This window comes from Chryseobacterium sp. HNCC26DJ238, assembly GCF_057180465.1.
Genome location: NZ_JBXUGI010000004.1, coordinates 128587 through 142694 on the forward strand (window position 1 = coordinate 128587; position 14108 = coordinate 142694).

10 protein-coding genes are annotated in these 14108 nt (G+C 38.2%); 8 read left to right on the forward strand and 2 right to left on the reverse strand.

Going from position 1 to position 14108, the window contains the following annotated elements:
* The first annotated feature begins 3 nt into the window (after positions 1–3).
* The 5 genes from AC2A07_RS05080 to AC2A07_RS05100 all read left to right on the forward strand — a co-directional run bounded on the left by AC2A07_RS05080 (position 4) and on the right by AC2A07_RS05100 (position 7153).
* Positions 4–1428: a RagB/SusD family nutrient uptake outer membrane protein gene (locus AC2A07_RS05080; RefSeq protein WP_484049510.1), complete on the forward strand. Its 1425-nt coding sequence runs from the start codon at positions 4–6 to the stop codon at positions 1426–1428.
* Between the two features lie 78 nt (positions 1429–1506).
* Positions 1507–2880, forward strand: coding sequence for a glucoamylase family protein (locus AC2A07_RS05085; RefSeq protein WP_484049511.1), 1374 nt, complete (start codon positions 1507–1509; stop codon positions 2878–2880).
* Positions 2881–3109: 229 nt separating this feature from the next.
* Complete coding sequence (locus AC2A07_RS05090; RefSeq protein WP_484049512.1) at positions 3110–3817, forward strand: carboxylesterase family protein; 708 nt, start codon at positions 3110–3112, stop codon at positions 3815–3817.
* A 235-nt stretch (positions 3818–4052) separates the two neighbouring features.
* Positions 4053–6380 (forward strand): beta-glucosidase BglX, encoded by a 2328-nt coding sequence (gene bglX, locus AC2A07_RS05095; protein WP_484049513.1) that lies wholly within the window; start codon positions 4053–4055, stop codon positions 6378–6380.
* A 374-nt stretch (positions 6381–6754) separates the two neighbouring features.
* A complete protein-coding gene (locus AC2A07_RS05100; protein WP_484049514.1) occupies positions 6755–7153 on the forward strand; it encodes a hypothetical protein in 399 nt (132 codons plus the stop codon).
* A gap of 89 nt (positions 7154–7242) precedes the next feature.
* Here the strand turns inward: AC2A07_RS05100 and AC2A07_RS05105 are convergent, their stop codons facing one another.
* A complete protein-coding gene (locus AC2A07_RS05105; RefSeq protein ID WP_484049515.1) occupies positions 7243–8409 on the reverse strand; it encodes an iron-containing alcohol dehydrogenase in 1167 nt (388 codons plus the stop codon).
* A gap of 66 nt (positions 8410–8475) precedes the next feature.
* Positions 8476–9351, reverse strand: a complete 876-nt coding sequence (locus tag AC2A07_RS05110) for an AraC family transcriptional regulator (RefSeq protein ID WP_484049516.1) — start codon at positions 9349–9351, stop codon at positions 8476–8478.
* 1273 nt (positions 9352–10624) lie between these two features.
* On the opposite strand from AC2A07_RS05110, the gene purB reads away from it, so the two are divergent.
* The 3 genes from purB to AC2A07_RS05125 are packed head-to-tail and all read left to right on the forward strand — an operon-like array spanning position 10625 to position 14108.
* Positions 10625–12052: an adenylosuccinate lyase gene (gene purB, locus AC2A07_RS05115; protein ID WP_314492345.1), complete on the forward strand. Its 1428-nt coding sequence runs from the start codon at positions 10625–10627 to the stop codon at positions 12050–12052.
* A 42-nt stretch (positions 12053–12094) separates the two neighbouring features.
* A complete protein-coding gene (locus tag AC2A07_RS05120; RefSeq protein WP_484049517.1) occupies positions 12095–13120 on the forward strand; it encodes a hypothetical protein in 1026 nt (341 codons plus the stop codon).
* A gap of 25 nt (positions 13121–13145) precedes the next feature.
* Positions 13146–14108 (forward strand): WG repeat-containing protein, encoded by a 963-nt coding sequence (locus AC2A07_RS05125; protein ID WP_484049518.1) that lies wholly within the window; start codon positions 13146–13148, stop codon positions 14106–14108.

Here is a 14108-nt window from a genome sequence, read left to right on the forward strand (position 1 = left end):
ATCATGAAAAAAATATTTTTAACGTTCTCTTTATTTTCATTAATGGCGAGCTGTGGTGATGACTTTGTAGATATACAAGATGAAGGAAGGGAAGACGTATCAAATTTCTTCACCACTCAGGATGATGCAATGAAAGCTACTTCTGCTGTCTATAGTTTTTTAAGAAGTTGGGAAAATACAGGTTTTCCTGCACAATTTGTATTTGGTGTGACAGGTGATGATGTTGAAAAGGGATCTAATCCTGGGGATGCGTCATTTATCAATGCATATGATAGTTTTTCTTTTACAGTAGGGGATGAAGGAATAAGAGGATATTGGATCGGACAGTGGCAAGCTGTTAACAGGGCTAATCAGGTAATTACAAATGTTCCAAAAATCGAAATGGATGGCACTCTTAAAAACAGATTGGTTGCAGAAGCCAGAATGTTAAGAGCATATTTCTATTTCAATTTAGTAAGAATTTATGGAGGTGTTCCGATTTATGACGGTTTACCCGCAGACGGGAATTATTTGAAAGCAAGAAACTCTAAAGAAGAAGTTTACAATTTTATCGTATCAGATTTACTTGCAGCTTCTGCCGTTTTACCTCAGACATATGCTGCTACAGATCGTGGAAGAGTAACAAAAGGTGGTGCTCTCGGATTACTTTCTAAAGTATATCTTTATATGAAAGATTACCAGAAAGCGTATGATACTTCAAGTCAGGTTATTTCATTAGGATATTCTTTAGATCCTGACTTCAATCATTTATTCAGACCCGCTGGAGAATTCGGTACTGAATCTGTTTTTGAAGTGAACTGCGACTGTATTGCAGGATTTGGAGGTAGTCAATACTCAGAAGTTCAGGGAGTTAGGAATCAATTTGGATGGGGCTTTTTCACCCCTACTACAGCTTTGGAAAATGCATTTGAGCCAGGTGATATCAGAAAAGAACTGACTATTTTGAGAGAAGGTGAAACTACGATTGAGGGCGATTTAATCAAAAAAGGAGATCCTAATGCTGGTAATATGTGGAACCAGAAAGTTTATGTACCATCGTCTCTGAATAACAGTGCCTGTGGTTATGGCTCTATACAAAATCTAAGAATTTTGAGATTTGCTGATATTCTTTTAATCAATGCAGAAGCAGCTAATGAATTAGGAAATACTGCTGTTGCAGTTGCAAATATTAATAAAGTAAGAACAAGAGCTCAGCTTGCTAATACCACAGCAACTGGTCAGACTGCTCTTAGAAATGCTATCTGGCAGGAAAGAAGAGTAGAATTAGCGATGGAAAATGACAGGTTCCCGGATTTGGTAAGAACAGGACAGGCAGCTACATTTTTAGGATCTAAAGGATTTACAGCAGGGAAAAATGAGTTATTCCCTATTCCCTTGGATGCAATGAATCAAAGTAATGGACTATTTGTCCAAAACCCTGGTTACTAAAGATTTTAAATAAAAAAATAACCAAAGTTTAACTTTGGTTATTTTTTTACCATTTTTTTTATTTTTAAATTGTGACTCATGAAGGTAGGTATTGTAACAATATTAGTAATTTCTGCAAGTGTATTTTCCTGCACAGCCAGCAAAATTTCGCCAGGCAAATCCCTCAGCCACGCTCTTTCAGATGAGCAGTTGATGGATAAAGTTCAGAAAGATGCTTTAAAATATTTTTGGGAGTATGCAGAACCCAATTCGATGTTGGGAAGAGAGCGTTACCATGAAGATGACATTTATCCGGATGATGATAAGCATGTCATTACCACAGGTGGTTCCGGATTCGGATTAGCCACTATCCTTGTTGGAGTTGAAAGAGGCTTTATACCCAGAAAGGAAGCCGTAAAAAGACTGACTGTAATAATGGATTTCCTTGCGAAGGCGGACCGTCACAAGGGTGCCTGGTCACACTGGATCAATGGAGAAACCGGTAAAACCGTTCCTTTCGGTAAAAAGGATAACGGTGGAGATTTGGTGGAAACCGCTTTTCTCACAACTGGAATCATTCAGGTTCGTGAATATTTCAAAAACGGAAATCCCGAAGAAAAAGCGCTGGCTGAAAAATGTGATGAACTGTGGAAAGGTATCCAGTGGAACTGGTATACAAAAGGGGGTGAGAAAGTATTATACTGGCACTGGTCTCCCGATTATCAGTGGGAGATGAACTTTCCGCTTCAGGGATATAATGAGTGCCTGATTACCTATATCTTGGCAGCATCTTCTCCAACTTATTCGATTGATGCAGAAACCTATTATAAAGGCTGGACCAGAAACGGAACTTACCTGTCAGATAAGGAAAAATATGGGCTTCCCATGTACGTAAAGCACAATGGAGCAGAAGAATATGGCGGACCCCTATTTTGGGCACACTACTCGTATATTGGTTTGGACCCAACTAACTTATCAGATAAATTCATCAAAAATTATTTTGATTTGAATAAAAATCAGGTGCTGATCGATTACAGATATTGTGTTGAAAACCCTAAACAGTGGAAAGGTTACGGGCCAAATTATTGGGGATTGACCGCAGGTTATTCAAGAAATAAAGATGGAAGTGTTGGCTACGATGCGCATTTTCCACAAAATGATCATGGGGTAATCACTCCGACAGCGGCTTTGAGCAGCTTCCCTTATTCACCAAAAGAATCAATGGATTTCTTAAGGTTTATATATACTCAAAAACCTGAATTTATTGGTTCTGCAGGGCCTTACGATGCAACATCGATCAATTATGACAATTGGACAACACCCAGGTATTTAGCGATCGATCAGGGAACAATTGCTCCGATGATTGAAAATTACCGTACCGGATTTTTATGGAAATTATTTATGAATGCTCCTGAAATCAAGCAGGGATTAAAGAAATTAAGCTTCAAATCTGAAAAATATAATATTAAATAGTATTTTTTAGGAGCTTAATCCCGCTTTCCACTGTATCTTTTTTATTACGGCCTCCTCCCGAAAATTCGGGATCCGGCCGCAACAAAAAAGGATGCCGTTGCAATCGCGGCTAATGAGCTAATCAACAACAGTCAGGCTTACAGAATAATTAACAGAAACGGATTTTAACCCGTTTAATTAAAAAGGAATTCATTAATTTGGTTTTAGCCAAAACTTAAAAATTCTCATCATGAAATTAAAACTAAACTGCCTCCCTATTTTACTTCTCCCATTTTCTCTAAGTTTAAATGCGCAGGAAATTAAAGGTGAATTAAATAAAGAGATTACGAAACAGGAAAAAATTACCTATATTCTTGATTATCCTCAAAAAGTAAAGGGAGATGTCCCTCTGATCGTATTTCTTCACGGTTCGGGAGAAAGAGGAACAAATCTGGAGATCGTAAAAGCACACAGCCCGTTCACGTATAAAAACCTGATCAAGGAACCTGTTGCGATTTTGGCGCCGCAATGCCCTGAAAATACTTGGTGGGATACCGTAACCGTATATAATTTAATTAAAGAAATTCAGAAAAAATACAAAATCGATGCTTCCAGAATTTACCTCACAGGACTTTCAATGGGAGGTTGGGGAACGCTCAAATTGGCAATGGAACATCCGGAAATGTTTGCTGCTGTAGTTTCAGTTTGTGCACCGACAGACCGGGTGATGTATGCAAACATCGATCAATACAGGAATTTAAACATGAAAATTTTTCATGGCGGAATGGATGATGTTGTTTTACCTGAAAACGCACTGAATTTTTACCAATACTTACACCCCGTTAACCCAAGTGCAGAATTAACAATTTTTCCTAATGACAACCATAATTCGTGGGATTCAACCTATTCAAATCCCGCATTGTACGGATGGATGCTGTCAAAAAGGAAAGAGAAATAACTGTTAAATTTAATGATATGAGTAAATTTTGAAAGTAAACTGTCAATTGCTGAGCGAATGACTTGCAGACAAAAAGACCTGCAGCAAGTGTAAAAAATTAGCGAACCTGCGTTTATAACAAAATTATCATTAAAAAAGTAAGGCTTAAAATCTTTACCCGGTGAAGCGTTTTTGCGTTTAACCAACCAGAAATTAAAACAAAAACAGAACTATAATTTATAACGAAGATAGATTTATGAAAAAGTTAATTGTAATCGCCACCTTAGCATTGGCACCTATGTTTTCGGCGCAGGAAATGGTAACAAAACCAGTTCAGTCTTACCAGACTGCACAGTATCAGGCAAAGAAAAAAGCATTTGTGGATGCGCTTTTGGCTAAAATGACATTAGATGAAAAAATCGGACAGCTCAATTTACCAAGTTCGGGAGATTTTACGACAGGTCTTGCCAAAAGTTCGGATATCGGAAAAAAAGTAGAGCAGGGATTAGTAGGCGGACTTTTCAATATCAAAGGAGCAGATAAAATCAAAGCAGTTCAAAAAGTAGCCGTTGAAAACAGCCGTCTCAAAATTCCAATGATTTTTGGAATGGACGTTATTCACGGGTATGAAACTACCTTCCCGATCCCGTTAGGACTCGCAGCTTCATGGGATATGAATCTGGTACAGCAGTCAGCAAGAGTCGCTGCGAAAGAAGCTGCGGCAGATGGGATCAACTGGACGTTCTCACCAATGGTGGACATTTCCCGTGAACCGAGATGGGGAAGAGTTTCTGAAGGTTCAGGGGAAGACCCGTATTTAGGAAGCGAAATTGCCAAAAACATGGTGTACGGTTACCAGGGGAAAGACTTGGCCAACGGCACGAATATTTTAGCCTGTGTAAAACATTTTGCTCTGTACGGAGCGGGTGAAGCGGGTAGAGATTACAACACGGTAGATATGAGCCACGTGAGAATGTTCAATGAATACTTTCCGCCCTATAAAGCGGCAGTAGATGCCGGGGTTGCCTCTGTAATGGCTTCTTTTAATGAAGTGGACGGAGTTCCCGCAACCGGAAACAGATGGCTGCAGACTGAAGTTCTCAGAAACCAGTGGAAATTCAAAGGCTTTGTGGTAACAGATTACACAGGAATCAACGAAATGGTTGACCATGGAATGGGAGATCTGCAGCAGGTTTCTGCCTTAGCATTAAAAGCAGGGGTTGACATGGATATGGTAGGAGAAGGTTTTTTAACCACATTAAAAAAATCTCTGTCTGAAGGCAAAGTAACACAGGCTGAAATCGATATGGCGGCAAGAAGAATCCTTGAATCGAAATATGATCTGGGCCTGTTTGATAATCCTTATAAGCACGGAGATGCCAAACTGGCGGCAAAAGAGGTGTACAGCATGGAAAACCGTAACATTGCAAGAAGCGCAGCAGCACAGTCAATGGTTCTGATGAAGAATGAAAACCAGGTATTGCCACTGAAAAAATCAGGAACCGTTGCGGTAATCGGACCCTTGGTCAACAACTCAATGAATATGGCCGGAACCTGGAGTGTCGCGACAAAGCATGCTGCTTCTGTTAACCTGATGCAGGGTCTTCAGGCTAATTACGGTAAAGAAGTAAAATTTCTTTCTGCTAAAGGTGCCAACATTGATTATGATGCTAAATTAGAAGAGATTTATGCCGCTCACGGGAAGAAAACAGATCGTGACGAACGCTCAAAAGAAGCATTGCTGAAAGAAGCGGTTGATATTGCCAGTAAAGCTGATGTCATTGTCTTGGCAATCGGAGAATCAGCGGAAATGAGTGGTGAATCTTCTTCAAGAACTGAAATTACCATTCCTCAGTCTCAGGTAGATCTGTTAAACGAACTGAAAAAAACAGGAAAGCCAATCGCAATGGTGCTTTTCACAGGCCGTCCGTTAGCTCTGACAAATGTTAAAGATACTCCGGATGCGATTCTGAATGCCTGGTTCCCGGGTTCCGAAGCTGGCAGCGCTATTGCTGATGTCCTTTTCGGAAAGGTGAATCCTTCAGGAAAACTGCCGATGACATTTCCAAGAAGTTTAGGGCAGGTTCCTATTTATTATAATGCTAAAAATACAGGCCGCCCGTTAGATCAGAAACTGGTGGATAAATGTGAATACCAGAGATTCCGTTCCAACTATATGGATGAATGTAACACGCCGTTGTATCCTTTCGGATATGGCTTGAGTTACACAAAATTCAATTATTCCGATATAACGGTTTCCAATGCCAATCCGAAAGGAAATCAGACAGTTCAGGCTTCGGTTACCGTAACCAACTCAGGAAATTACGACGGGGCAGAAGTTGTTCAGCTGTATATCAGAGATTTGGTAGGAACGATCACCAGACCGGTAAAAGAATTAAAAGGATTCCAGAAAGTAATGCTGAAAAAAGGAGAATCTAAAAAGATTACTTTCAACATTACTCCGGAAAACCTAAAATTCTACAACGGAGACCTAAAATATGACTGGGAAGCAGGAGAATTTGATATCATGATCGGAACCAGTTCCGAAGAGGTAAAACATTCTAAAATTAACTGGACAAAATAATAATAAGAAGCCGCTCAATCCTGAGTGGCTTTTTTTGTATCTTAGAATAACCTTAGTTCGGGATAAGGCTCTATAAAACGCAAAGCTAAACAAAAATAGTAATTACGTGATTTTCTAAGATTTAGGATATACAAAGGCGTGAAACTTATCAAGGTAATACAAAATTCTTGTATTGCTTTGATAAACGAAGTGGCATTGTTTAACTTAAAAGCGTTTCAAAAAGTAGAATTTCTTTGTTTTTTCTTTGCGATAAAATAGCATTGTTTTGAAAATCAATTATATAAAAATTGTTTATCCCGAACTCAGGTTAGAATAAGAAAAACCGAATACATTTTGTGGTATTAACGACCAATTAAAAAATAATCATTAAAAACATGAAAAGAATAATTTTGTTCAGCGCACTGTTCACTGCCTCATTTGCAGGTGCCCAACAGAAAACTCCGGTTGCAGGAGGAGATCAGGACAGTCATGGCTGTAAAGGCTCCGCAGGTTACACCTATTCACAGATTAAAAAAGACTGTATAAGAATTTTTGAACAGAAAATAAAGCTGACGGAGGTGAAACCTGTAGGAAGTTCAACTTCATTAACGGCGGTAGTTTTCAGTAGTGACATGAAAAAAGCAGAAGTTTTTCTTCCCGGACAAAATACCGGAAGTTTAATTTTAACAAGACTCGGAAAAGGAAAAGCCTGGAAAAAAGCAGACTATATTTTAGTTCCTTATAAAAAATCAGGGTATCAGCTGAAAAAAAACAACGTTACCATTTATCACTAGAAAACAGAAACAGGAAGCCATTCCGACTTCCTGTTTTTATCGGTTAATTTGATTTTTTTGAATCAGATTAACGTATTCTATAGACAATGTTATGATGCAACAACTTCCTCTTTATAAACTACTCCTTCATAACATGCATTGTAAATAGCTTTCAGTTCATCCAGTGTGGGAACTCTTGGATTGAATCCTGTACACGGATCTACCAAAGCATTATTGGCAATATAATCCAGATTTTTATCCCAGTCTTCTCTTGAAATTCCGAATTCTCTGATCGCTGACTGGTTATTGATTTCTGAACGAAGGGTTTCGACCGCCTGCGCTAATTCTTCTGCCGTTTCTTTTCCGATTACTTTCGCCAAATCAGGATAACGTTGCGTTGCCTGAGCATTAAAACGGATTACATTCGGTAAAAAAATAGCATTCGATGCTCCGTGTGGAATCCCATACAGCGCACCAACCTGGTGAGACAGAGAGTGAACGATTCCTAACCAGGCATTATTAAATGCAAGGCCTCCCATAAAAGAAGCATCATGCATATTCTGACGGGCATTGATATTATCCGGATTTTTTACCACTTCCTTCAGATTGTCAAAAACCAATGTCAGTCCTCCTTTAGAAAGTGCATCAGCGATATTGTTATCAATATTTGAAACATACGCCTCAACGCAGTGTGTCAAAACATCAAGACCTGTGTTTGCTGTCACGTGAGCCGGCATCGAAGCACAGATTTCGCCGTCTATAATAGCAACATCAGGAGTTAATTCGTAAGAGACAATTGGATATTTTACTCCTTTTTCACGGTCTGTAATTACAGCAAGGCCTGTAGTTTCAGTTCCGGTTCCGCTTGTAGACGGAATTGCAATGAATTTCGCTTTATTCCTTAAAACAGGGACTGTAAAAGGTTTGATCATTGCCTCAAAATCAGCATCAGGATACTCATAAAATACCCACATGATTTTTGCCGCATCGATTGCAGAGCAACCTCCCAGTCCGATGATCCAGTCCGGTTGAAAATTCTGGATTACTTCAGCCCCTTTCATACAGGTGGCAGATGAAGGATCTTCTTCCACCCCTTCGAAGATTTGGGTTTCTATTCCGGCTTCTTTAAGATAAGCAACTGCTTTATCCAGTGTTCCGCTTTTTCTCATCGAGCTTCCGCCCGTTACAATGACAGCTTTTTTACCGCTGATATTTTTTAATTCTTCAAGACTTCCCGCACCATGGAAAACTTCTCCTGCAATAAATAATTTGCTCATTTTTTCTTTTTTAATTAATGATGCAAAATTAAAAGAGACAAAAGTGATAATGTTATACAAATAAGACTATCCGTTATACATTTGCGCCAACTCATGCTGAAGTTCGGTAGGGGTCTCTTTCAGTTTTGCCTTCACAAACTTATTGAGTGCCGACGGAGAGTTGAAGCCCAGGTCAAAAGCAATTTCTTTATGGCTGAGATCTGAAAACAGCAGCTGACGTTTGATTTCTATGAGAATTCTATTATGAATCGCCTGAATTGCCGTTTCTCCACAATGCTTTTTTGTAATGGAATTCAGCTTTTTGGGAGTAATCGCCAATTCTTCTGCGTAATACTGAACAGTACGCTGCTGTTTGTAGTGCTCATTCAGTAATTTTTTAAACCGGACATACACAGGTTTGTCTGCGGTGTCTTTATACAGGACAGGATGAAGTCCGTGAACGGATTCTATCAGTCCCAACAGGAAGATTTTTATATGGAACCTTGCCTGTTCTTTTTTGATCAGGCTGGGTTTTTGATAAATTCTCTGGATGATTTCGATAGTGTGTAAGCTCTGTCCAAAATCTTCAGGCGACAGAATAGTACAGTTCAGTTGGGTAGAAAGGTTTACGTTATACGTACTCAATTCGTTTTTCAGAATATCCGAACAGAACAGTATTTCTTCAAACAGGATTATTTTCCCTTTCAGGCCATCACTTAATTTTGATACAAAATGAATCTGCCCGGGAAATACAACAGAAATTTTTCCTGTTTTCAGGGAATGTATTCTATCCTCAATCTGAAGATTCAGACTTCCGTTCTCAATGAGGAGAATAAAAAAATGATTCTTTTTATGAGGTTGTATATAACTTTCAAGATTTTCTGCAGATAAATCAAAAACACGGAAAGAAAGATTTTGATCCTCTTCTTTCTGAATGTTTTTTTTGATCTTAAGTTCCATCATATTGCCTGTTTTTCTTAATGTTTTAAAAGGAAGCAGCAAATTTATGGCAAATCATTCACGCCTGCAATTTCCGGAATGAAGATCATACTGAAGAGCTCTGTCTTTCATTCATGAAAAATCAAATACAAATTGTTGATCAATTCTGCAAAATGATCAACTTAAACCTTTTGTTGGATGTAAAACTACCCTGTCAAAAGCCTTAAGTGTACAACCAAAGTAGCTCCGTCAGTTCGAGTGTTTTTCGCAGCGCAGCGGAGAAAAATGTATCGAGAACCCGTGAACTACGGGCAGTCTTTGAATTATAGCGTTAAAAATCTATGTTGAGATTCTTTCAGAATGACAAACGTTGTGGTAATTTTAATAGAAGTGAAAGTATTGCTACGATAATAGCTCCGTCAGTTCGAGTGTTTTTTGCAGCGAAGCGGAGAAAAATGTATCGAGAACCCGTGAACTACGGGCAGCCTTTGAATCATCGCTTTAAAAATCAATGTTAATATTCTTTCAGAATGACAGACGTTGCAGTTGTTTTAATAGAACTGAAAGTATTGCTGGGATAATAGTTCCGTCAGTTCGAGTATTTATCACAGCAAAGCGGAGAAAAATGTATCGAGAACCCGTGAACCACGGGCAGCCTTTGAATCATCAAATTCTCGATACGGTTTTTTCAAAACCTACTCGAATGGACGTCAGAATCTTTGTTTTTCACTGATAAGTTTACGGCTTTGTTTATCTTAAAAGCACAAAGCTGTTCAATAAACTTTGTTTTGCCTTGCATTAAATTTTAAATAATTAAAGAAACGAGCTGTTACTGAGTAAAACGCCCTTGCGACCGAAAAATATCTTCAGGATTATAAAAAAAACTTTGCGATCGTAGCGTTAAAAATTTATGTTGAGATTCTTTCAGAATGACAAACGTTGCAGTTGTTTTAATAGAACTGAAAGTATTGCTAGGATAATAGCTCCGTCAGTTCGAGTGTTTTTCGCAGCGCAGCGGAGAAAAATGTATCGAGAACCCGTGAACTACGGGCAACCTTTGAATCATCGCTTTAAAAATCCATGTTAATATTCTTTCAGAATGACAACCGTTGCGGTAATCTTAATATGACTGAAAGTATTGCTAACGATAACAGATTCTTCTGGTTGAGTAAAGCTTACCTATTCTTACAAATAAAAGTAGATTACCCATGCACTTTTTCCTGATCTAAACCTTCTTTACAATTTTCATCTCTCAACCAAAATCCGTATTTTTGTGCATCTAAAAGTAAAAGAAAGAATGAATTCCTACAAAAATCCATTGGAAGAGCGTTACTCGAGTGAAGAAATGTTATTTAACTTTTCTCATAACAATAAATTCCGTACCTGGAGAAAGCTTTGGATCGCTTTGGCTGAAATTGAAAAAGACCTTGGTCTGGAAATTACAGAGGAGCAGATCGCAGAGCTGAAAGCTAATGTTGAAAATATCGACTATGACAAAGCGGCTGAGTATGAGAAAAAATTCCGTCATGATGTAATGGCTCATGTTCATACGTATGGAGATGTAGCGCCATCAGCAAAGGGGATCATTCACTTAGGGGCAACTTCGGCTTTCGTAGGAGATAACACAGATCTCATTCAGATCCGTGATGGACTTTTAATCTTAAAGAAAAAGTTGGTTAACGTTATGAAAAATCTTGCGGATTTTTCTATTCAGTATAAGGACTTACCGACATTAGGTTTTACCCATTTCCAACCTGCTCAGCTGACAACAGTCGGGAAAAGAGCAACACTTTGGCTGCAAAGTCTGGTTCTGGATATCGAAGAACTTGATTTCTTCCTTGAAACCTTACGTTTCAGAGGAGTAAAAGGAACTACAGGGACGGCAGCAAGTTTCCTTGAGCTTTTCGATGGGGATTATTCCAAAGTAAAACATCTGGATAAGGAACTTTCAAAAAGATTTGGTTTTGAGAAAGTTTTCGGAGTTTCAGGACAAACGTATGACAGAAAAATTGATGCTAAAGTAGTTGCATTATTAGGGAATATCGCACAGTCAGCACATAAATTCACCAATGATTTACGTTTACTTCAAAATCTCAAGGAGGTTGAAGAACCGTTTGAGAAAAACCAGATCGGTTCTTCTGCAATGGCATACAAGCGTAATCCGATGAGAAGTGAAAGAATCGGAGCATTAGCCAAATATGTGATGTCTCTGACAACAAGTTCTGCCATGGTAGCCTCTACCCAATGGTTTGAAAGAACACTGGATGATTCAGCCAATAAAAGATTGACGATCCCACAGGCATTTTTGGCAGTGGATGCGATCCTGTTAATCTGGAATAATATTATGAACGGCATCGTGGTGTATCCCAACAGGATTAATAAGCATATTATGGAAGAACTTCCTTTTATGGCGACCGAATATATTATCATGGAGGAAGTAAAGGCCGGTGGAGACCGTCAGGAGATCCACGAAGTGATCAGGCTTCATTCTATGGAAGCTTCTAAACAGGTAAAAGAAGAAGGTAAAGAAAACGATCTGATCGAAAGAATCCTGAATGATCATTCTCTGAAACTGGATAAATCAAAATTAAAAGAAGTTTTAGATCCTAAAAATTTCATCGGTTTTGCTCCGGTTCAGACGGAAGAATTCATTGCTAATGAAGTTCAGCCGATTCTTGATGAGAACCGGGACCTGATAGGTTTAGAGGCTGATTTGAGAGTATAAATAATTTGCAGTCTTTTCGGCTGCATTTTTTTTTGAATTAATATGAAGTTCGATTTATTCCTTATTCTTATACTGACTCCTGTGATTGTATTTTCACAGGATTTAAAACCGAATAAGAAAATCAAATCCGATACAGATTTCACCCATACAGTTTCAGGAATGACTGCTCCGCTGAATGTGGAGGGGTTTTCCAGAATAGCTTTACTCACCCATTCTAAAAATGACAGCGTGTTTGCTGCTGAATATCAGGACAAGAATAAAGATATTCTGTTTAAGTTTCAGATTATTCCGGCATTACTCAATAAGGAGCGGCTTTTAAATCATTATCAGAAAGAACTCAATCAAAGGAGATATACTCCCAAAGAAAATGAGAAAGTAAGTAAATCAATCGTATATAAAGAGGGAAATTTTAAACTTCATGGAATCAGTACCTGTTTCAGTCATCTTGACAGATTGATCAATGTTAGGGTTTATGATGCCGGATTTTGGGTTTTTGTTTCTGAAATCAGTCAAAAAGGAAATGATACTGTAGCTTTGAATAAAATCCACGAAAGGTTTTTGAGCAATATGAAGCCATCAGGGATTGTAGAAAAAAATCCTTTGACAAGATATTCCAGGATTTTTTACGCACCCATCGCAGCCCGTGATACTGCTCTGCTAAGAATTACAATGAGCAGTGCTACGAATAAGATGAAGTGGATCTATGAAAATGTGGATAAATATGAAAGATCTTCAGGAATTCCAGGAATTCTTTTAGATTTCCAGATCGCAGGGATTAATGGGTTTTTAGATTATACAACAGAAAAAAATCCAGGACCGATTAAAAAAGGTAACGCTCATGCAGACAAACTGATCCATTTTTTTACAAAACTTCGGAATGATGGTTTTACAGACGAATTTTTAATGGAACAGTATCATTATCTGTTAAGTCCGCCTGAAAATCATCAATTCGATTATACAGGCTATCACAACTGGAAATTAAGCAACTCAATCGATTATGATGTTTCTAAAAAATATTATATTATTGTAAATTCGCACAGGAAGGCAGACCTGAATAAAAACGAGTAACAGCGATTGATCAAATAATCAGTTCATGAAAAAAATACTTTTAGCATCTTTATTGATACCCATGATTTCTTTTTCACAGCAAAAGGAAGTTTTAAAGTATTTTATATCAAAAGATTCTCTGGTCGGAGTGAAAAATCAGAATGGAAAAATCATCGTTCCCGCACAGTTCAAAATTTTCTCAGACATTGAAGACGGTGAACTCGTGAAAGGGGAAACCATTTATTTTGACGGTTACAAAAAAGGAGAGAAGTCACAGAAAAATGAATGGGGATATGTCTACGATAAAAAGGGGAATTTCCTGTACAGGCCTTTCTTATATGACAACGGGGCAGATTATTTCTCAGAAGGGCTGAGAAGATTCGTCGAGAACGGAAAGGTTGGTTTTGTTGACAGAAACGGGTCTGTTGTGATTACACCTCAGTCTGATTTTGCATCACCTTTTAATTTCGGATATGCTGCTTTTTGCAATGGCTGTGACTGGGAAAAAACTGAAGATGAGCACAAATCCATCGTTGGAGGAACGTGGGGAGTCATGAACTTTAAGGGTGAAGTTGTTCTGCCTGTCGCAAAATCGGAAAATACAGTAGAAATAGACGGGAAACATTATCCGTATCCATTCCGGTACAATCAAAAAGAGAAGAAGATTCTTCAGTTTTTTGAAAAGCAGCATAACATACTTTCAGAGTTGTACTATGTCAATAATTTTACAGAACTGCCTGAGAATGAAAAGAAGTTATATTTTGAAATTGTAGAAAGTCCCAAGAATAATTTTCCGTTTTACCAGGTAAACACCTATGATTACAGAAAAATTGAAGCAGGGTCAACCTACCGTTATAAATTTTTAGTTTCAGAAGACGGTAAAACCGTTTCTGTAATAGATTATGATGATCAGAAAGTTCCTTTTGACCAATGGCTGAAAGATGAAATGAAATCAGCATCCGATTTTCAGAAAGAGCATCCTGATTATCCGAATAAATTAAGTAAATAA